Genomic DNA, 21,616 nt, shown 5'->3' with positions numbered 1-21,616 from the left:
AAGTAGCTCCATAAGGCGGGTTGCCAATGACAATATCGAAGCCCTCTTTTGAGGGTCGTGAGAAAACATCATGGAACCAGGTATGCCAGAGGAAGAACTGACTGTTTGCAGACAAGTCCATATCTTCAAAATCAATATGAATACCTTGTTCAACGAGTTCCTGCTTTACAATATCTGCAATGTCCTTTCTCAGCTGCATTTTCTTGTCATGTTCAGGGCAAGCGTAATATTCAGTAAGTTTGTCGCGTAGATTTTTGCGATAAACATCTAACATGCTATCAAAGAAAGTTAGACTTTCACCAGCTCCTATTTTCTTTTCTGTCATCGTTGAAAGGTCAACACCCTTATATTGCTCCAGAAGGGAATTCCCCTGCATAATCTTGAAATCAAGGTTAGGCAGAGCCTCTGGTGACTTTTCGTCAACAATCAGTGAGAGCCAGAAACGAAGTCGGGCTATATCCACTGCTCCACGTTCAATGTCAACACCATAAATGTTGTTTTGGATAATGTGACGTTTAATGTTAGCTGCATTCTCTACAATGTTTGGCTCAATAGCAGAACGGCAGAAGAACAGTTCGCGCAGCAATCCCATTGGAAAAGCACCAGAGCCAATTGCAGGGTCGCATATCTTCACATCGTACAGTTTCTGATCAATGTATTCCTTTAATTCGCCCAGCTGGGAAGCATCGTGAGTTGTTACAAATTGACGAATACACTCCTTGTCTTCTTTTCTCTGGCCTGTTTGCAGATATGCTATCAGGCTTTCACGGCACATGTACTGCACAATCTCTTTCGGCGTATAGAATGCACCCTTATCCTTGTTGTCCTCCAGCAGGTTTTCAAAGATGCGTCCAAGCATTTCTGGGTCAACGCCCACTTCTGCATCGTTTGGGTCATTTTCATCGATGGTAAAGTTGTACTGCGAGAGCATTGTCAGCAGGCCATTAAAATAGCTGGCAGGAAAATGACTGGGCTTCTTGTCAAGAATGTCACGTTCAAACAGACCGCCGTTCAAATATGGAATACGACAGTTGCGGAAGCCTTCTACTTTTGTGTCGTAAAGGTCGCCCTGATCTGAACGGTTACGGTCTAAACCTTCTGTAAACAAGTCTTCTAATATGTCATCAAGAAAGTTTTCCTTTTGACGTTCATTTGCATTCTTGAAAATATTCAGCATGAAATCACGATCGCCTTCGCCCCATTCCTTGCTTGCAGGAACGCCAAGCCAGCCTTTCTTTTGGAGGAAGTGCAGGAACACAATGCGTCCAAGAAGTTTCTTCACATAGTCACGAATGGGTTTTTCCTCACGGTCACGAATTTTGTCAGCAGCCATACCCGTATGGTCAAAGCCTGTATCAATGAAGTGTTGACGCATTCCGTTTGTAGGGTCAACCATGTAATTGACAAAAGCTTCGTATTGAGCCTTGTACTTCCCAAAGAACTCTTTAGAAAGAGCTTCAACGTTGAATGCATTTTCGATGTCTTTAATTTCAAGAGAATTCCTTTTGTCGTATAGAGCTATGAAGTTGTCAGTTGCCGTGCGGCATGACTGACCAGGCCCCAGCAGGAACGTATAGCGTTTGCTGTCGGTGGATTCTTCTTTGTTGCCACTCTTTCGGCAATAGGTGAAACGCCAATCCCAACGAGTATCATCCTCGTAATGGAACAGCATGAAGGCACAAGAGAATTGATCCATGACAGCACGGATGAGCCGCTGGATGTTCACACGGTTATGCTCCATCATAACCCGGTCGCTGACTGTCACATCGAAAATCTGTAAAGGTTCAACGCCAACATACATCATTCCAACTTGCTTGATGCTGCGTATTCCCGTCGCTTCTGCCAGTTGTCTTCGTTCGGGCTGACTCTCCAAAAGCTCTGTTTCAAAACCATCCTCAAAGTCATCTTCACCGAAAATGGGAAAAATAACATTGTTGAGGAACGAACTCCAGCCTTGATATCGGCTGCTTAAATATTCTTTTAATGACTCCTTATTCATGGGGATATTTGTTTACTTGATGGTTCCTAATACAATAGATGCTTCGCCTTGTTTACTTTCCACATGGGCTACGAGTTTGCCGATTTCTCGCTCCAGAATCTCGTCTATATCTTGTTGCTCTATGGCAAAGAGACGTAAACCCCGCTCTTCTAATTCCTGACCAATAGCCAATACTTTTTTGATAATATCAAAACTTCCTCGGTCAATAAACTTACGAGCATTTTTCAGCAAAATCTTGGATTGTAGTGATAAACTAGGTGTGTTGTTAATTTTCACCAACATTTCTTTTGCAGCCGTAGCCTTGTCACCAGCCCTTGACTTGTTGATGCGGACAAAGTATTGGTTATAAGTCTTTATGGCTTCTGCCGAAAGCTGTCGCCAGTTATCTGGTAATGGAACACGTTTGGCATTTTCTTTCACACGCATATCTTCAAGCAGTTCAAGCAAAGAAATTATTTTGGCGTTATACAGACCCTCGGCTTCTGTACGTATTCTAATTGCAAGCCTTGCAGAGTGTGGTGCTTTTACTATGAAATATGCCGTTCCACTTGCAGCCTGTGCTATCTGCCAGTCTTTATCAGCTTGTTCTATTTGCAGATAACGTTCAGGGTGAGTATCCTTGTATTGTTTCAGTTCATATACATACTTCTGCAAAGGTGATTCCTCACCGTTAACAGCTTTGGCAATATCGTAATGTACCACACTTTCCTCTTCCGAGAAAATCTTACTGTCTTCACCAAACAGGACATGGAAGGATTGTAACTTGGTATGTGCCTTGCGAACCAACTGAATCTGCGCATCGCCTTCTGCACTTGGCATGAAGTTATAAACATAGACAAAAGGCTCTTTACTGCCGATGCGGTTTACACGACCTATGCGCTGCATCAGGCGAGTGGAGTTCCAAGGAGTATCATAGTTCAGAATAACATTGGCACGGTGGAGGTTCACACCTTCTGCCAAGACCTCTGTTGTAATGATAACATTGTAGTCATCCTTCCAAACACCTTCGTAATTGGCATCGAAATTTTCCTCAATCGTGTGTTCCATCTCATCACGATTGGCAGCAGTAATGACAAGTGCCTTATAACCCTTTGCCTTTACCGCTCTCGCAAGCGATTGTACTGTGTCTATAGCTTCCGAGAAGATAACCAATTTTCCAGAGGTATTCTTTTGTGGATTAAACAATTCTGGCTTGATATTCTCTTTGAATGCATCAAATTTCGGGTCTTGTGGGTTTTTCGCCCATCGATCATAGAGATTAGAAATGAGTCGAAAGTCTTCTTTCAGTTGGATATAGTATTCCTCCTTGAAGTCTTTGCGGTTATATTCTGCATTCTGTCCCTTCTCGTTACGCCCTTGTTCCGTCAATTTTGTTATCTTGGCTCTGATTTCTTCTACACAATCATTAAACGAAACACGTCTACCACGTTTCAATGTTTTGGTTTCATAGTCAAGTTCTTTGTTCACGTCAATTTGCGGACAAACGAAAATTGTGTCGTTCTCCCACATCTTAATCATGTTCTCTGTGTAACGTCGCAGGTTCAACAGGGATTGGGTGAAAGCAGTGAACGAACTTTCAAGACGCTTCACAAGAAGAATCTGCATGATGATTGCAAGCTGCTTGGCAACGTCGTTGACACCACGATTGCCTCGACCAGTATGTTTTCTTTCGTTGGCAGGGTCAGTAAAATATTCAATGGCACGATAGCGGAAATATTTTAACCACTCGTCAGTCTGTAACTTTTCTGCCTCCGTTGGAGCAATGATTGTCATAGTATCAGAGAACAGTTGAGCCAACTCGTCATCCATGATGTATTCAAGATTGTTAGGTCCAACAATTTTGGGAAATATCAAGCCTTGTGATTCCATATCATCCTTGTAATATTTCTCAACGTCAGTTCTTGTTCGGCGTTCTAGAATATCACTTAACACGCAATCACGTAGTCTCTTTGACACGGCATCCAAGCGTTGGCGGCGCTCATCTGCTGGTATGTCGTTGCTTCTATCTATCAGCGATTCATATTCTCGGTTGACATCTGCAAAGAACCTTTCGATATTACCACTTTCAGCCTTCTTCAATGTACTGTCATTGTGGTTTCTCTCAAAAAGGTAAATCTGATTCTTCAAGTCATTTGGTCGGTTGTTCTGCGGTGTGGCAGAAAGAAGACCCACGTATGGATATACCCCTGTATTAGAACAAATCTTCTGTATCAGTTCATCAAGAGACTGGTACATCAATGTGGCACTGTTGCGGAACTTATGGCTTTCGTCAATGACAATAAAGCCATAATTCTTTTCTTGGAGTGTTCCACCAAAATCGCCAGAATCGCGGCTGTCGTCATCGTCATCTTCGCAGCTTTCATCTTCGGCAACATTTCCGATGCGTCCAGTTGTAATGAAGTCAATGTATGGTGCAATCTTCTCGTCAGAATTTTTGTCGAACATGGCTATAGTCTTCTTCCAACCCGATTGAATGGCAGGAGGAGTAATGACCAATACTTTACGTTCTCGTCCATCGTCTTCTGGTACGGACAAGAAACGCTTGATGATGAGCGTACCAATAATCGTCTTGCCAAGTCCCACCACATCTGCCAACATAAAGCCACCATGTTCGTGCATAATGCCGATACACCTCTTAACAGCTTCTATTTGATATTCCAGTTTGTGGATGTTCGCTGGCAGATAAGTTTCTATCTGTTGTCCGAGTGATTTGTCTACAATGTCACCAAACTTAATTTGTAGCAATTTGATATATAGTTCGTATGGAGTGAATGATTGTTGTTCACTTTTGCGTTCTTTTTCCACGTCATCTGTTATAGGTGCGGATTTAAGGATTTGTTCTAAGAATTGTTTGTTCCAAGGTTCAGATATTTCCCATTTTTCATTAAACCATATCAAGTGAGATTTATTACCAGGTATTTCATCAAGCGATAACACTTGATTTGGAGCTGTTTCAATATAGTTTAATTCAGCGTTACCTTGTAATCCTTTTTGTGTAAAATTTGTACTACCCACGATACCAATACCAATGCCGTTTGACTTTCCGTCAAAGATGTAACACTTAGAATGTAAAAATTGAGTTTCGTCATTTTCATTTTTTCGAAATACACGAATCTGAATCTTTGAATCATTGTTTTCCGTACAATAATCAAGAAGCAGACGTATAGCATCTTTATATTCCTCAGTAACATTAAGTTCGTGAATATCAGTTTTTATGAAGTCCAGCGGATAATTTGCATCTTTATATTTAGGTGACTTTAATTGATTTACGTATATATAAGGGTCTTTTCCTATAAGTAAACGAAGCGTTGTTCCTTCTTTTTCAATGAAAGACCTCAAATTTTCTTGTAGTATAGCTAAACCGGGAATATCCCAATAGCCTGTGGCAATACTAACTGTTTTAATACCATCAATGGCTAAGCATTTTCTCAATGTTGCTGTCATTGAAAGTGCTTCTATGGAATTATCTATAAGTGTATTATTCATTTTAATTCTATTCTATGGTTTGAAAATATGCGCTAATTACATTCTTTCTCTCTCCTCTCTTTTACTTTTTCCAATCCCGGCATCTTTTTAGCCAATGCACTTTCTCCTGCTGGAAAATAGAGAGGAAAAACTTTATATAAGAAACCCACAACTTCACTACGACTTTTATCCATATTGTAAAAAGCAGAGCAGACAAAGTACATTAGTTCTTGCTGACTACATGTTTCTTTAGGCTGTATGCTTATTGAGGGAGCAACTATCAAGTCATGTTCAGCAAATGATAGAGCACTGGCAAGAATAGCTTCCTGTTCTTCTTCGGTAAACATCTTTATTTTCCCAGCTAACCATTCAAGCTCTCTTTGCCGGAGTGCTTGTTGTTTTTCGTTTTGATGCTCCAATAGGATTGCTACATTTTCTTGTTGCTTTTCTGTCAAGGCGTTTTCTAATGCTTGGTTCTTTCGTTTAAGAACGTTGAATTTTAGCAAAGCAGCAATGTACATACAGAAATATCCTACTGCAATATCGAATATTAGGACAAGCAGATAATTGTTACTTGAGTTTTGTATGCCACCAGCCATATATTCACTAATAGGGATAACAGCTAATAGCATGATAATGGCTATTACATAAAGCACTCGGTATCGCGTTTTATGGTTTACCTGTGGCAAAGAGGCAAACAAAAAGGCGATAATCAAAACGGCTATGATTGCAAAGAGTGGTATGAAAGAGGTCTCCATAGGTTTGTTGTTCTGTTTATGGTTTAACAATAATGCGCCAATAACCAGCCTTGTCTGAACCTTCGTGAACCAAAATTCCCATACCCCTAAGGCTCTTGATATTTTTCTCTATAGCGCGTTTAGTTACACCAATCTTGTTGGCCATATTATCAGCTGTGATTGAAGGATCTGAAATAACGAGGTCGATTATCTTTTGTGCAGTTTTACTGACTTTCTTCTGTGTTTCCGATGTATCTCCGAACTTATCCGCATTTACACCGAACTTTTCGACCGAACTTTCTTCATTTATACCGAACTCTTTTGTGTTTACACCGAACTTTTCGACCGAACTTTCTTCGTTTACCGGGTACTTTTCGAGGGTACTATTTACCCTGTTGGCTACTTCTTCAACAGGCATTCTTCCGTTGTCACCCCAGTTCAAATTGTAGAATGTGGTGTAGAAAGAAGTCGCTTCCGTTTGATATTGCGGCTCTTTACCTTGCAGGAAATTGGGTAGCTTCTCTGTAAGCTCTCGCATTTTGCGTAAGCCGGAACCACGTTTTTCCATATAATCCAACTGTGTGAACACATCCGCAATGACGGGGTTGCGGCGCATGGACGGCACTTTGTATATGTCACGGTCTTGAATCTGTGTTCCGTCAAGCATTGCGCCCGGTGATACCAGTTCTACACGGTCATCGTAAATATCGATATGTACTTCACCGCCCATCACGGTATAATCTCTATGGATAAGATGGTTTACCAATCCTTCGAAGATAGCACGGTCGGAATAGTCGGGGAGGTTAAGGCGATAGTTTGGCATCTTCACCCAGCCGCTCATGGTATAGTTTTTGATGAAATCCATACCATATTTTAAGAGCAGCACAAGGTTAGCCCGATGTTCTACGGAACTGATGGCATCATCCTTATAGAGTCCAGTCCAACGGGTGCAGAAAATACGCGATTGAAATACCGTGCAATTATCCACAAACAGCAATCCTGCATTGGTCAGTTTGCCGTCAGGAGTTACCAGCCCGAATGATTCCAGATACTTATCGTTCCATTCCTGATGGGTTTGCTCACGGAAAGTATTGGCAAGGATGATGAAAGAATGTTTGCTGGCATCCACTTGGGTAGGCAGTGAATCCCAAGTCATGTGCGTGCCTTTTAATACCAACGAAAGTAATTGTTGGGAGTTGCATTCTACACTTTCATTGCCAACTCGTACATATGCGGTACGTGTCCCATCCTGATAATAGTAATAAGGTGTAAGCGTTCCTGCCTTTACTTTCACTTCAAGCAGGGTATGTCCTTCATGTTCTATCGGAATAAGTTGAACTTCCGGCACAGGGTCAAGTCTTGCCTTTATCATTTCACTGATAAAATCAGCATCGGCTTGTGGATTCTCCAACCCTACAATTATGCCGTCATCATTCACTCCATAGAACAAACTGCCACCATCCGTATTAGCGAAAGCTGACACGGACTTAAGCCACGACTTTACTTTCTTACGTTCCAACATTTCCTTGAAATCGTAAGTCGAGCATTCCGCTATCAATGTATTGTTATGTATCTGCATCGTTTTCTTATTGTTGTTTGGGTATAACATCCCAATATCATACACAAAGGTAAGGATAAAACCGAAGAATCTGTTAAAAACATCGCTTTCTTTTGATTTTTATGCGTTTACATCTCTTTATTTATGAATAAAAATCGTAATTTTGTGAGCAAGAGCTTGTGTTGTTTATGGATGCTTATTTTCGGGTTTGCGTTATATTTGCAACACATGTACGCAAGTCGCTGATAGATATATCATGTTGATTTTGAGGAAGTGAAGTAAGGTCGATAATTATCGATAGATTAAGAACAGATATAAAAATAAAAGGAGGTGTGCCGTTCAACGGCACATCTCCTTTTTTATGCACCAAGACCAGACTTTCTCAAGCCAAGGCTTTGTCATTGCCTAAAGATATAGCTTTAGGTATATAAGTTGTTCTTTATGGCAAAGTTACATTTTCGTCCTTACATACCCCAACCAAGCAGTACCATTTCCTCAAAGAATTAATGAAAATATTACGGGAAATGATCTTGTACGTATCATCAATGCCATCGTTGATAACTAATTATTTCATATCATCAAAAGGTAGTGATTGTAGCAATTTCATGTATCTTAACTTATGAAGAAAGAATCAAATCTGCTAAAAGAACAGCTGTTTCTGATTCGTCTTTTTGTGCATCTTTGGGTTTCCATGCCACAACAAATCGTACAGATGCGGATTTTACTTTATAACCTCTTTCTTCCCATTCTGATAATGTATCCTGCATTTTTAATGATAACTTTGCTACAGGCTTATTGGTTAGCGAACTATACAAAAAGAAATTATTGTAAGTCAAAGAATCCCCTCCTCTCAATGCTAAGACTTCTTGCTTCCGTTCTTTGAAAAATCCCAAATAGACATCTTTGTGAGAAAGTTGCAGAACAACATCTTTGGGCATGTCATACTGTCGTTGGTCGACAAAATATCGGTCTGTATTTAAACGATTAAAACAATCTCCGTTCGTATGTACAAACAGCCGGTTTTTTGTACGAGTTATTCCTACATAATACCGGCGCATCAGATGGGCGTCTTTTGAATAATTATCGGATATGAGCATATACACATCGTCAAATTCCCTGCCCTTGGCTTTATGAATGGTCGACACTACAACATCGGCTCCTGAAACATCGCAGAAGTCTTCCACTGACGACTCAAATATAAATTCTTTGAAATCACTCAGGTATTTCACCTTATTGGTTTGTTCAAACTGCTCTATACAACGCTTCACATATACCAAACTTTGACTCCTGTCATAAGTGGAAAAGGTTACATGTTTGGCTTCCTCCCATAGTTCTTCTGTAATTAGCGGCGTTTTTACTCGTTTGTCCATATATCTTAAGAAATACCTCATCTCGGCCATATTCCAGAAGCGTAAACCGTCCATTGACTGTATTAATTTACAGTTTATACCATGTTTTCGTAAGAGAGCCATTAGGATAACAGCTTCTTCGTTTGTTTGGGTCAGTACACACGAAGTACCTTTATCCCTATGTTGAAGCAAGTTTTCGACGAGTGGCTGATACATATACTTTGATTGATGGCGTGTCACTTCCACCCAACCCTCTTCTTTTCTCATGGAGATGATTGGCGTATTTTTTATTCTTTTATCGATAGCTTTCAAGAACCCGTTGGCAAACTCCACCGGATGGCGCGCGCTGCGGTAATTCTCGGTCATCTCGACAAATGCGCTTCCGCTTTCTTGTGTCAGCCGGTACATATAGCTTGAATCGGAACCACGGAATTCATAGATGTTTTGGTCATCGTCTCCCACTGCTATCACACGCATTTCTTCGTTGTTGGTCATCAGAGCCTTAACAAGCGCATGTTCTTCAACTCCCATATCTTGAGCTTCGTCTATGACCAGCACCGTTTTGCCGATTTTGTTTGGCTCTACTTCCCCTTGGGCAATCATCTCGGCTGCTTTTGCAACGACATTTTTGGCATCTTCAAGATTTCCTATCCGTCCCAAAAGGCCGAAGCAATAGGAGTGGAAGGTTTTTATTTCGACAAAGTGGGCGGCATTGCCTATCAACTCCATGAGTCTTTGTTTGAATTCCGTAGCGGCTGCCCTTGAGAATGTCAGCATCAGGAGCTGTTCGTGTTTCACGTCTTCAAGTAGCAGAAGTGAGGCAAGTTTGTGGACCAATACTCGTGTTTTCCCGCTGCCCGGCCCGGCTGCAACCACAATGCAACGCGAATCCTTATCGGAAATAATCTCCATTTGACGTTTGGACAGTTGCCCGAACAACTGTTCGTATTTCCGTGGTGTCAGGTTACGCTGTATCTCACTCACTCTGTCCCCTTTGAAATATTTTGTGACAAACTTCCTGTAATCCATCTGGAAATAGTCTTGAACGTATCGCAAGGCTGCGTCGTAATTCTTCACCATCAGATTGGCATATTCGCCCACAATATGTACTTGCTGAATCTTCTGCTTGTAGAATTCATTGAGCATCCGGTAATCGTCTTGCTTGTATCTCGATTTATTGTCCTTTATTCTCTGGATGTTCATGGCGTTATAAAGAACCAGAAAGCCTCCTTCAAGTTTTAGTGCACCGATTTTTGATAAGTACAGAAGTGCTTCTTCCACATCTTCTAACTGAATGTCATCAAGTGTGCCGAAAAGGGATTGGGGCCTTGATTTTATTTGATTCAGAAGTTCTACTACGGAAAATTGGATGGCCTTGTTTGATGAATTCTCCTTTTCCGTATCAGAGGCGATTTTGTACAACCATTCTATGGTGAAACGACTTATTTCCAATCGTTTTTCAAAACGTTTGATGGTTGATTCCAAGTTTGCCTGACGACTTATTTCTATGTTGCGGGCAACATCCTCTTTTTTGCGAGTATAGCTCTTGATGGTAAGGAAATAGAGTAGTGTCCGAATATCTTTTTCTTTGGATGTATTGATTCCGTCATTTACTGCATTGTCATTCAGTTGCTTGCATGATATTCGTAAAGACTCGTCAGGAATATGGTTGAGGATGTATTGCTCAAGTTTGGCAAAACGTTCGAGGAGTGTTTGCGATTTTCGTTCTGAGTCACCTGCATCCAGCAAGTAGGCAGATATATCTTTACTGTCTGCCAATATACCTTCTTGTCGCATTCGTTCCACTACGGATATTACTTCTTTTTTACTTAGTCCCAATATATCTGCCAGATAATCAATTCGTGATTCTGCTTCTGGATCTTGGGTTTTGGCAATGTGTTTTTGAGATATCAATGATTTGATGATTCGGACTGCCTTTTCTATTTCATCGCTGCCAAAGAGTAGCGATGCTGATATGCGTTTTCTTGCTTCATCCATATTCTTTACAGTGATACCTGTGGCATATACGTGAGGTACATTGTTTCCTCTTACCAAATATCCATTTTGTTCCAAAGCTGCTAATGCTGTTCGTACACGGGTTTCAATATCAGATACCGAATCATCCCATCCGGCTTTCCGGGCAATTTCCAATGCAGAACAACTGACTTTCATGCGTTGTCTGGTAAGGTCTTTTATAGCTTTCCATACCTGTTGTATTTCACTGATACTTAGTTTTGTCTGGTTCAGTAGTATAAAATGCTTGTCCAAGTCATTGTCACTATAAAGCACATAACAACGTGCGCTGAGGTTAGGATCACGACCGGCTCTGCCTGCTTCTTGAACGTAGTTTTCCAGCGAATCGGAAATATCATAATGTACTACAAGGCCCACATCTTTTTTGTCGACTCCCATACCGAATGCAGACGTAGCCACGATGATGCGTACCTGGTCATTCATGAATGCGTCTTGGTTGGCAATTTTTTCATCAGCTTCCATTTTACCATTGAAAGGTAGTGCCTTATAACCGTCGCGGGTCAATTTGGCTGCCAGTTCTTTCGTTCGTTTGGTACGTGATACGTAAACGATTGTCGGACAATTGGATTCAGCCACAAGTTCTCTTAGTTTCAAATATTTATCATTGTCACTATCGGCATGTATGACAGAATAACGCAGATTGGTTCTTGAGGCCGTTGATGCGAATAGTTCTAACTCTAAATTCAATGTTTGTTTGAAATAGTCGCGGATGTCTTGTATCACTTTCTGTTTTGCCGTAGCCGTAAAGCAGGATATGGGTATTGGATTCTTACATTTTTTCTTTTGCTGGTATTCTCGGATGAATTTGCCTATGTAGAGATAGTCAACTCTGAAATCCTGCCCCCATGAAGAGAAGCAATGTGCTTCGTCTATCACAAACCTTACAACGTGGCGTGCTGTCAATATCTTTTCGATAGTTTTTGAGCGAAGCATTTCGGGAGATATATACAAAAGTGAGGCTTCTCCGTCCTGTACTCTTTGTATTGACAGTGCTCTTGTGATGGGGTCTAACATTCCATTTATGGTTACAGCGTCTGTAATGCCTCTGTCGGCAAGGTTGTCTACTTGGTCTTTCATTAGTGACTGCAAGGGAGAGATAACAACCGTAAGTCCGTGTACAGAACGCCCTGCCATTAGTGCCGGCAATTGGAAGGTAAGCGATTTACCTCCACCGGTAGGAAATATCGCCAGCAGTGATTTGCCTTTTACCGCAGCTTGAGCTGCCTGTTCTTGGAGTGGTTCACCTTCATAGGTCCGGAATTGTTCATATCCGAAAAATGCTTTTAGGTTATGGTACACATTTAATTGCGTATTGCAGTAGTTACAGCCTTTCTGGCAACTGGTGTGACGCAGGAGTTTTACAATAAATTCCACTTCCGGATAATTGTGAAGTACCCATCCGGGGGTGATGGAACGATAATCGGTAGTGTCAATCAAAGCCAAAGCGTATGCCAATCCGCATGGATATTGTTCGATAAGCATGTCAAGGTCGGCATGTTGGCAAATCTTTCCTGCATAAAGTTTTTTTATAAGTTCAGGCATTCCTTCGTTGGTATACTCCGCATCCACCATGCTCAGGAACCCCTTAAACTCTTTCTTATCTTTCAGCAGCGATGCAAATAGCCTGCGCTTTTCGTTCGGCAATGAGTGCCAGCGTGCTATTTCGTCTAATAGTAGTGCTTTCGCTTTTTCGCAGTCGTTCACCGGATTGTTTATTTGTTCGCTTGTCAGTTTGTCATCTTTCACAAGCTTATGGTAAGGACGTTCCGGAAATAATAAAGGTGATACATAAAGTGTATCGACTAAAATCCAACGGCATGTTTTGTTTGCGAACAGATACTTGGCATCATGATGAATGATGTTGTGGCCGCAGATATAGTCTGTATCATTAATAAATTCAAATAATTCTTCTTTCGAAGCTTTATGATAGGCTGCGCCATCGTAGCGAAGTGCTCCAATGTCATGGATTTTATGTTCCTTCAAACTAACCTCAATATCTACTATAGTATAGTGTGAGGCATCGTATGGCACAGATGTGGTTTTATTACCGATGACATTGTCGGTGTCCTCAGTTTTCTTGATTCCTATGAGTCTGCTCCATATTGACATATATTCAATATAATAAGTTGTTTTATAATTTGAACTTGCTATGTATCTGTATGGTTTCTTAGTTGTTGTTCGAGTATGATAACTCAATGTACACAAAGGTAAGGATAAAATCATAGATTCTGTTAAAATTGCTGTTTTCTTATGATTTTTATGCGTTTACATCAACTTGCTTATGAATAAAAATCTTTCCTTTATTTATTTTCTTTTTTACCAAATATTGATAGGGTTTTCCAATTCCAAACCATCTTATAGGTAGAAACAAGAATTATTCACCTTTTAAACTATACGGAGATGAAAAAGCGAGTTGGAATAGCAATCGGTTGGTTGATGCTTTGGGGGATACTGGGTATTACTCCCTTGCAAGCACAGGAAGAAGTGGAAAATTACTTCACCGTTACAGGAGTTGTGAAAGATAAGGAAAATAAGAAAAAGTTGGAAAATGTAAATGTATCTGTTCCCGGTACGAATATAGGTACTGTTACGAATTCGGATGGAGTGTTTGCCTTGAAGATAAAGGATGCAGAAAGCGCCTGGGGGTTGGAAGTATCTCACATCGGATATTTGAATACCCAGATTTCTCTGAAGGGGAACAAAGATTTATCCGATCTGACTATCTGGATGATACCGGCTCCTAATCTGTTGAGTGAAATTGTGATTTTTGGCAATAACGGGCGTGCCATTGTAGAAGAGGCTATCAGAAAAATACCGGTGAATTATTCATCGGGTCCGAATATGCTCACGGCATTTTATAGGGAGACGGTACAAAAAAGGCGTCGCTATATCAGTGTGTCGGAAGCCGTGATCGATGTATACAAAACGAGCTATGCCACCCGGGAAGCGGCTAATGACCGGGTACAACTCCAAAAAGGACGACGCCTGTTGAGTCAAAAGACGAGTGATACGCTTGCTGTAAAAGTGGTGGGTGGTCCCAGTTTGTCAATCTATCTTGATGTAGTGAAGAACCAGAATGCACTATTGAGTACAGGAGATTTAGATTTCTACGATTTTTACTTTGAAGAGCCGGTGAATTTCGATAACCGTATGCACTATGTGGTCAGCTTCCATCCAAGAGTCAATTTAATGTATGCTTTGTTTTACGGGAAATTTTATATTGACTTTGAAAAGCTGTCGTTCACTCGTGCGGAGTTTTCATTGGATATGCGGAATAAGACGAAAGCCGTAGAAGCTATTCTCCATCGGAAACCTCTTGGGCTACGGTTCAAACCACAAGAGGTTTCTTATCTGGTGACTTATAAGGAACAGAACGGAAAGACCTATTTGAATTATATTTGGAATACGATTCGCTTCAAGTGCGACTGGAAAAAACGCCTGTTCTCTTCCGGCTATACGGTATTTTCCGAAATGGTGGTGACGGACCGGCAAGAGGATGGCTTTACGGCTATTTCCAATAAGAATGCTTTTAAAGAGAAACAGGTGTTTTATGACCTGGTAAACGAATATTGGAATGAAGACTTCTGGAAAGAGTATAATATTATTGAACCTACCGAGTCTTTAGAACATGCCGTAGATAAATTGAAGAAGCAATCTCATTAGATTTCAGATAGTTTTTCTTATATTTGATACCAACACAATAATTCCGGTATATGCTGAATGAACTGTTCATACTGGCTAAGATAAAAGAGGGTGATATAAAAGCGTTTGAGAATGTTTTCAGACGTTATTATTCTCCTCTTTGCTGGTATGCAGCAGGCATTACGGGTGAAATGGAGACGGCAGAGGAGATAGTAGGAGAACTATTCTATCTATTTTGGAAGGATCGGGAAAAATTACAGATATTCCGGTCAATTAAAAGTTATCTGTACAAAGCAGTGTGCAATGAAGCGCTTCAGTATTGCCGCCATAAAGAAGTTGAAGAGCGGCATCGCGAATACGTACTGGCTACCGATACTTTCGGGCAGGGAACGGATCCCCAACGGGATTTGGAGTATGAAGAATTGCAGGCACTGATTCGGCATACGCTTGACAAACTCCCCGGACGCCGGCTTCGTATATTTGAGATGCATCGTATGGAAGGTAAAAAGTATGCCGAGATTGCCCTGGCTCTCTCCCTTTCAGTGAAGACAGTGGAGGCGGAGATGACGAAAGCACTCTGTACTTTACGAAAAGAAATCGATAATTATATTTTAGCGAAATGATTGAAGTGAACAAAAATAGTACAAGGACGGATGTAGCGTGGAAACGTTTATATAGCCGCTTGAACCAAGATAATCTGCTTCCGGCCACCGGAGAAGAGACGATACATCGTAGGCTTTTCTTGAAATGGGGAAGGGTGGCTGCGGCTGTGTTTATAGGGGCTGTCTGCTTGGTATCGGTTCTGTGGATTGCACCGGGAAACAGGCATACCGGCTTGAATTTGGTGATACAGGAAAATCGCGAAGCATCTACTTTGGTTACAACTCTTGAAGACGGTTCTATTGTCTATTTAGGACAACAAAGTACTCTGAAATATCCCGAACACTTTGCTGCGGATAAGCGGGAAGTAAATCTCCGTGGAGAAGCTTTTTTTGATGTGACCAGAAAACATGAACAGACTTTCCTGATCGAAACAGAGAAAGTGCGGATCGAAGTGTTGGGTACGGCTTTTAATGTCCGCAGTAACGAAAAAGGTCTTTTCTGCCTGTCTGTGCGACGGGGCAGGGTAAGGGTTTCGATGAAGCAGGGAGGACACAGTGTACTGGTAGATGCCGGGAAGACAGTTACATTGCAGGAAGAGCAGTTGCAACTGAGTGATACCCGGGAGTCTGGCGAGTCCGGACGTTATACAAGAAATATACGTTTTAAGGATGAATGTCTGGAAGATATTTTGCGGGTGGTGAATGATGAAAATTCCGCATTACGGTTACAGGTCGGCTCTCCAGCTTTAAACCGACGGAGACTGACTATTGAATTTTCGGACAGTTCTCCTGAAGTGGTTGCTGAATTGATCTGCTATGCATTGGGCTTGAAGTGTTCGCGCGAGGACGGCAAATTGATACTGTCCGAATGAGAATTCTTTAAATCATTTCGGATAATAATATCTTTAATAAGGCTGGATGATGATCTCTCTAAATAATAGGCAAATAACGGTTTCTTAAATATAGAATTATGAAATACTGCCGTCTCTTTATGTTCTTCTTGGGATTGTTTCTCATTGCTGCCGGTACGCTGAGAGCAGACGGAGACGATGTGCTTGATCGCCTCATCAGGTTGCCTAAGATGAAAGGTACGGTATATGCTTTATTAGGCAAGGTTTCGGAATGTTCCGGATACCTTTTTGTTTACGATAGTAAAATTGTGAACAATGATGCCGTGGTAAGGATAAAGGGTAAAGAGTGTACGGTTCGACAGGCCATTTACGGGATAATAGGCAATAAAACGTTGGAACTTAAGGTGATAGGGCAGCATATCCTTATTTTACATGCCGATGGCAGAAGAACTGAAATAGAGAAAGAAACCGGACTGTCTTATCCGGCCTATTTTACGGTTTCCGGTAGATTGCGAGACAAAGAGACGGGAGAGTCTATCGTAAATGCATCTGTTGCTATTCAGGGAACTTCAATGGGAAATGTTACGAATAAAGATGGCGGGTTCCGGCTTCATCTGCCGGATTCTTTAAGACATTGTACTCTTTCCTTTTCTCATCTGGGATATGTAGCACAGGATGTTGAAGCGGCTGTTTTGGTTGGCCGTGATAACATACTAAGTCTGGAACCGAAGGTTGTTCCTTTACAGGAACTTCTGATTCGGTTGGTAGAACCCGGAAAGCTGTTACGGGAAATGATCGAGTGCCGGAAAGAAAATTATTCGTTGAATCCTGTCTATCTGACAACGTTCTATCGGGAAGGAGTTCAATTGAAAGGTAAGTTTCAAAGCTTGACGGAAGCAGTTTTCAAAGTATATAAAAGTTCTTTGCTGGACTCCGAGATGCCGGACCAAGTGAAATTGTTGAAGATGAACCGGATGAATAACCGGGAAAATACCGACAGTTTGATAGCTAAAATACGGGCAGGTATCCAGGCTTGCCTGCAACTTGATGTGATGAAGGATTTACCCGATTTTCTGTCGGTCGATTCGGAGGATAACCCATATGTATATACTTCCGGCGGTATTACGTTTTTGGACGATCGTTGTGTCAATGTAGTCTGCTTCGGGCAAAAGCCGGGAGTCAAAGAACCGCTCTATTGTGGCGAGTTGTATATCGATTCGGAAAATGGTGCATTGCTGAAGGCCCGTATTGAAGTACAACCTCGATATATAAAGAGGGCTACGCGGATTTTTGTTGTCCGGCAAGCGCAGAATGTAAACTTGACTACCCAGAAGGTAGTATATACCATCTCTTATAAGCCATGGAACGGAACGTATTATATCCATCATATTCGCGGCGATCTGTATTTCAAAATGAAGAAGAAGCGTGTATTATTCAGTAACCCTACACTGCATACTTGGTTTGAGATGGTGACTTGCAGAGTGGATACAGAGCATGTCGTTCGTTTTTCCCGTACCGAGCGGATACCTACTCATGCGGTTTTTTCGGACATGAATTTCAAATACGATGAACGTTTTTGGGAAGATTTCAATGTTATTCCATTGGAAGAGGAACTGAGCAGGATTATCGAAAAAGTGGCATTAAAGATCGAGCAAATCGATCATCCGGAAGAATCCAGATGAGCTTGTAGGAGAATCATAACTCATCTTATTATCAGAGATATTCCGAAAATATTCATTAGTTTTGTAGTCATCTTTTCCAGTATTTTCGGTTTATATATTTTGAGGTGACATGGAAAGAACGGAGGAGATTCGGGGAGCTATAATCCGGACGCAATACTTTTGAAAACAATAAGTTATGATTAAACAAGATTATCTGTTACGTATGATTCAGGAGATTATTTCGCTGATAGCCAATGCGATACTGAATAAAAAGAAAATCCGTCAGCAGGAGTGGGTGGAGTATGATTGTCTGACCGGACAGATATTGGGCTTTCCTGCGGAACAACTGATAGGTATGGATATGCAGGAACTGATTGAGCAATACGAAGGCGATCCTGATAGAATGGGGAAGATAGAGCTGGCTGCCATGACTTTGTTGAAAATGTCCGATGAAACGGATGCCGATCATCTTTTACAGAAATCCAAGCTCCGGCAGGAGGGGATGGAGTTGTTGAAATATGTTCAGAAAGCGGGGAACACCTTTTCCATTCAGCGTGTGGCATTGATTCATTTGTTAGAGATGAACGGATAAGCAGAGTGCTGCGGATGGCAGCGAGAAATGCGCTGTTAAAACTTCATGGTATACATATCCATTTATTCTGAAAAACTGTATCTTTGTGCCCGATTGTAAAATAGCGTTTTGATATGGAATTACCTAAAGACCCGATGATGCTGTTCAGCGTTGTCAATATGAAACTTCGTGATCATTATTCTTCATTGGATGAACTGTGTGATGATCTGCACATTGATAAAGACGATATTATCGGCCGGCTGAAAGCTGCCGGTTTTGAATACAGCCCCGAACATAATAAGTTTTGGTAATCCTCACAAACATCTCCGGCTGTTTGGTTGTTATACCCCCAAAACATATATCGGGGTATGTTCGCACGTTGGAAAAGCTTGAAAGGAGTCAGAGGATGGCATGTTTGGAAATTAAAACTGATTGATGCCAGATTGTATTTCGTCAGTATCTTTGTGGGATTACTGACGGGACTTGTGGCCGTACCCTATCATTATCTGTTACAGTTCTTTTTTGATACCCGGCGTACTTTTTTCGATGCTCACCCTCGTTGGTATTGGCATATTCCGTTGTTTTTGGCATTGTGGGGTATTCTTATTTTTGTCGCTTGGCTGGTCGGCAAAATGCCGCTTATTACCGGAGGAGGTATTCCGCAGACACGCGGAGTGATTAACGGCCGTATTTCCTATAAACATCCTTTCATCGAGATGGTCTCCAAATTTGCGGGCGGTGTACTTGCACTTACAGCCGGTTTGTCCTTGGGGCGTGAAGGACCATCGGTGCAGATCGGTTCTTATGTGGGGTGTCTTGTTTCCAAATGGACAAGGGTACTTTCGGGAGAGCGTAAACAGCTTCTTGCTGCCGGGGCAGGAGCCGGGCTGGCAGCCGCTTTTGCAGCTCCGTTGGCCTCATCATTATTGGTTATCGAGTCTATTGAGCGTTTTGATGCGCCAAAAACTGCCATCACTACATTGCTTGCGGGTGTTGTGGCAGGAGGGGTGGCCAGTTGGCTGTTTCCTGTCAATCCCTACCATCTGATAGATGCCATTGAGCCGTTGCTTCCTTTTCTTTCCCAATTGAAACTGTTTTTATTGCTGGCGGTGGTGATTTCTCTTTTTGGGAAGTTCTATTCTGAAGTGACCTTGTATTTTAAGCAAGTTTATACCGGTGTAAAGCATCCGGCATATATGAAGATGCTCTATTTGCTGGTAGTAGCTTACTCTATCTCGCTGGTACAGGTAAATCTGACGGGGGGAGGAGAGCAGTTTTTGCTGGAACAGGCTTCCGGTAATGGCAGCATCCAAATAATGTGGGTGGTAGCTATGATGATGCTTCATTTTGTGTTTACAGCACTTTCCGTTTCTTCCGGATTGCCGGGAGGAAATTTCATTCCTACTTTGGTTACCGGAGGATTGTTCGGGCAAGTGATCGCTTTGATATTGGTGCAGAGAGGTTTCATCGCACAGGAGAATGTGAGTTATGTGATGCTGATTTGTATGTCCGCTTTTTTGGTGGCTGTTATCCGGACGCCATTGACGGCTATTGTCTTAATCACTGAAATCACCGGGCATTTCGAAGTGTTTTATCCCTCTGTGGTGGTGGGCGGATTGACTTACTATTTTACGGAATTGCTTCAGATACAGCCTTTCAACGTCACTCTTTACGATGATATGATTCATACTCCGGATTTTCAGAAGCAGAAACGCTATACTCTTTCCGTTGAAATCATGACCGGTTCCTATCTGGATGGCAAAGAGGTTGATGAATTACGGTTACCCGAACGCTGTATCATCATCAATGTACACCGTGACCGAAAGGATCTGAAACCGGATGGAATACGGTTGATTCCGGGTGATCAGGTGCAGATAGAAATGGATGCACAGGATATTGAAAAGTTATACGAACCATTGGTTAGTATGGCAAATATTTATTGAAAAGCCTTGAATGGTGAGCAAAACTGTAATAGTTATAGGCTATTTCGATGCTTTTTACTAATAATTCTTTGTTTTCTATTTCTTTTGTCTATATTTGCAGCCATACTTAAAAATAACACCTACTGAGATGAAAAAACACGATTCTCTTTTCTTTCTCTGCGTGCTTGTCTGTTTCCTCCCTTTTTTCTTGAGTGATGCAGTATATGATGTTTATAAGCAGTTCAATGCCTCCCACGGCATGGTGATGAGTTTTATCAAGTTTGCCATTCTCTCCACTTTGGGCGAAGTTATCGGTCTGCGTATCAGCACCGGTGTTTATCATCGTTCCGGTTTCGGCATTCTGCCGCGTGCCTTTGTCTGGGGCTTGCTTGGGTTGGGGATAAACATGGCTTTTGTGGTTTTCTCGGCGGGAGTTCCCGCATTTGCTTCCTATTTGGGAGTGCAGGATGCTTCCGGTATTATGTCCGGTCCTTTTTCATTGGATAAGGTATTACTTGCATTGGCCATTTCTGTGACTATGAATACTATTTTCGGACCGGTATTTATGACGTTGCACAAGGTTACCGATACCCATATTCTGGCTACCGGAGGGACGTTGAAAGGTTTCTTTACTCCCATCCCTATGGGAAAAATATTGCAGGGGTTGAGTTGGAAAGTGCAATGGGGATTCGTGTTTAAGAAAACCATTCCTTTTTTCTGGTTTCCTGCCCATACGATTACGTTTTTATTGCCCGGTGATGCTCGTGTGTTGTTTGCTGCTCTGTTAGGGGTAGTGCTTGGCATATTCTTGGCTGTGGCTGCACGTAAATAGATGGAATAGTGTGTTTTTTATTAAAATACCACTGAGAATTTACCCCTTTCACCGCCTTCACCTTTTTTGCTCAATTCCCTTATTCATCGGATATACAGAGTGAAGGGGCACTCGGTCTTTTGTGCACCGTGCAAAGTTCTTCTAAGAACGGTGCATTCACACTGTATGGATAGTGCTCGGAGGAAGTAAGCATCCTGCTTACGGTTGTTGACATGCCGCGTCGTTCCTTTTTAGCGGGGTTTCACCTTGTCTGCCCGATGAATAAAGAGATTGAGCAAAAAAGGTGAAGGCGGTGAAGGAGGGAAGAATATGTTGGATACCGACTGTTATAAAGGGAATTTTAAACTATAAAAGAAAAGATGTAGCATCTTTTTTTTAAATCTGCTACATTCT

Annotated in this window: 13 protein-coding genes; 8 read left to right on the top strand and 5 right to left on the bottom strand. The window is 41.7% G+C overall.

All coding sequences use genetic code 11. The features are described from left to right. From QVP90_RS05420 to QVP90_RS05400, 5 genes are all read right to left on the bottom strand, one after another. On the bottom strand, positions 1–1,999 hold a 1,999-nt coding region (locus tag QVP90_RS05420), incomplete at its 3' end, for an Eco57I restriction-modification methylase domain-containing protein (RefSeq protein WP_288203964.1). 12 nt (positions 2,000–2,011) lie between these two features. Continuing rightward, entirely contained in the window at positions 2,012–5,485 is a 3,474-nt protein-coding gene (locus QVP90_RS05415; protein WP_021935869.1) for a helicase-related protein, read from the bottom strand. A gap of 32 nt (positions 5,486–5,517) precedes the next feature. Next, complete coding sequence (locus QVP90_RS05410) at positions 5,518–6,222, bottom strand: hypothetical protein (protein ID WP_021935868.1); 705 nt, start codon at positions 6,220–6,222, stop codon at positions 5,518–5,520. A gap of 16 nt (positions 6,223–6,238) precedes the next feature. Continuing rightward, positions 6,239–7,780, bottom strand: a complete 1,542-nt coding sequence (locus QVP90_RS05405; protein WP_021935867.1) for an RNA-binding domain-containing protein — start codon at positions 7,778–7,780, stop codon at positions 6,239–6,241. A gap of 596 nt (positions 7,781–8,376) precedes the next feature. Beyond that, complete coding sequence (locus tag QVP90_RS05400; RefSeq protein WP_264381024.1) at positions 8,377–13,251, bottom strand: RecQ family ATP-dependent DNA helicase; 4,875 nt, start codon at positions 13,249–13,251, stop codon at positions 8,377–8,379. A 291-nt stretch (positions 13,252–13,542) separates the two neighbouring features. Here QVP90_RS05400 and QVP90_RS05395 point away from each other — a divergent pair, with 291 nt between their 5' ends. From QVP90_RS05395 to QVP90_RS05360, 8 genes are all read left to right on the top strand, one after another. Further along, the gene (locus QVP90_RS05395) at positions 13,543–14,805 is read left to right on the top strand and encodes a carboxypeptidase-like regulatory domain-containing protein (protein WP_005924317.1); all 1,263 of its coding nucleotides are present in this window, start codon (positions 13,543–13,545) and stop codon (positions 14,803–14,805) included. Between the two features lie 50 nt (positions 14,806–14,855). Next, a complete protein-coding gene (locus tag QVP90_RS05390) occupies positions 14,856–15,407 on the top strand; it encodes an RNA polymerase sigma-70 factor (RefSeq protein WP_007478274.1) in 552 nt (183 codons plus the stop codon). Further along, positions 15,404–16,258 carry a FecR family protein gene (locus QVP90_RS05385; protein WP_021935865.1) on the top strand — a complete coding sequence of 285 codons (855 nt, stop codon included), beginning with the start codon at positions 15,404–15,406 and terminating at the stop codon, positions 16,256–16,258. Before QVP90_RS05390 ends, QVP90_RS05385 begins: the two co-directional genes overlap by 4 nt. A 98-nt stretch (positions 16,259–16,356) precedes the next feature. Beyond that, on the top strand, positions 16,357–17,919 hold the full coding sequence (locus tag QVP90_RS05380; RefSeq protein WP_021935864.1) for a carboxypeptidase-like regulatory domain-containing protein: 1,563 nt from the start codon (positions 16,357–16,359) through the stop codon (positions 17,917–17,919). Between the two features lie 175 nt (positions 17,920–18,094). Beyond that, positions 18,095–18,490, top strand: coding sequence for a hypothetical protein (locus QVP90_RS05375; protein WP_005924305.1), 396 nt, complete (start codon positions 18,095–18,097; stop codon positions 18,488–18,490). 113 nt (positions 18,491–18,603) lie between these two features. Continuing rightward, on the top strand, positions 18,604–18,780 hold the full coding sequence (locus tag QVP90_RS05370; RefSeq protein ID WP_021935863.1) for a DUF4250 domain-containing protein: 177 nt from the start codon (positions 18,604–18,606) through the stop codon (positions 18,778–18,780). 57 nt (positions 18,781–18,837) lie between these two features. Beyond that, complete coding sequence (locus tag QVP90_RS05365; protein WP_005924299.1) at positions 18,838–20,412, top strand: ClC family H(+)/Cl(-) exchange transporter; 1,575 nt, start codon at positions 18,838–18,840, stop codon at positions 20,410–20,412. 127 nt (positions 20,413–20,539) lie between these two features. Next, positions 20,540–21,223, top strand: a complete 684-nt coding sequence (locus QVP90_RS05360) for a hypothetical protein (protein ID WP_021935862.1) — start codon at positions 20,540–20,542, stop codon at positions 21,221–21,223. The last annotated feature ends 393 nt before the right edge of the window (positions 21,224–21,616 follow it).

Source organism: Bacteroides sp. CAG:189 (assembly GCF_000432295.1).
Taxonomy (GTDB): Bacteria; Bacteroidota; Bacteroidia; order Bacteroidales; family Bacteroidaceae; genus Bacteroides; species Bacteroides salyersiae.
The sequence above is the reverse complement of the archived record's forward strand: the minus strand, read 5'-3'. Positions and strand labels throughout refer to the sequence as shown.

Bases quoted from the DNA above. Each gene is read 5' to 3' on its own strand.
- QVP90_RS05415 (WP_021935869.1), bottom strand. From the start codon at position 5,485: ATGAATAATACACTTATAGATAATTCCATAGAAGCACTTTCAATGACA.
- QVP90_RS05410 (WP_021935868.1), bottom strand. From the start codon at position 6,222: ATGGAGACCTCTTTCATACCACTCTTTGCAATCATAGCCGTTTTGATT.
- QVP90_RS05405 (WP_021935867.1), bottom strand. From the start codon at position 7,780: ATGCAGATACATAACAATACATTGATAGCGGAATGCTCGACTTACGAT.
- QVP90_RS05400 (WP_264381024.1), bottom strand. From the start codon at position 13,251: ATGTCAATATGGAGCAGACTCATAGGAATCAAGAAAACTGAGGACACC.
- QVP90_RS05395 (WP_005924317.1), top strand. From the start codon at position 13,543: ATGAAAAAGCGAGTTGGAATAGCAATCGGTTGGTTGATGCTTTGGGGG.
- QVP90_RS05390 (WP_007478274.1), top strand. From the start codon at position 14,856: ATGCTGAATGAACTGTTCATACTGGCTAAGATAAAAGAGGGTGATATA.
- QVP90_RS05385 (WP_021935865.1), top strand. From the start codon at position 15,404: ATGATTGAAGTGAACAAAAATAGTACAAGGACGGATGTAGCGTGGAAA.
- QVP90_RS05380 (WP_021935864.1), top strand. From the start codon at position 16,357: ATGAAATACTGCCGTCTCTTTATGTTCTTCTTGGGATTGTTTCTCATT.
- QVP90_RS05375 (WP_005924305.1), top strand. From the start codon at position 18,095: ATGATTAAACAAGATTATCTGTTACGTATGATTCAGGAGATTATTTCG.
- QVP90_RS05370 (WP_021935863.1), top strand. From the start codon at position 18,604: ATGGAATTACCTAAAGACCCGATGATGCTGTTCAGCGTTGTCAATATG.
- QVP90_RS05365 (WP_005924299.1), top strand. From the start codon at position 18,838: ATGTTCGCACGTTGGAAAAGCTTGAAAGGAGTCAGAGGATGGCATGTT.
- QVP90_RS05360 (WP_021935862.1), top strand. From the start codon at position 20,540: ATGAAAAAACACGATTCTCTTTTCTTTCTCTGCGTGCTTGTCTGTTTC.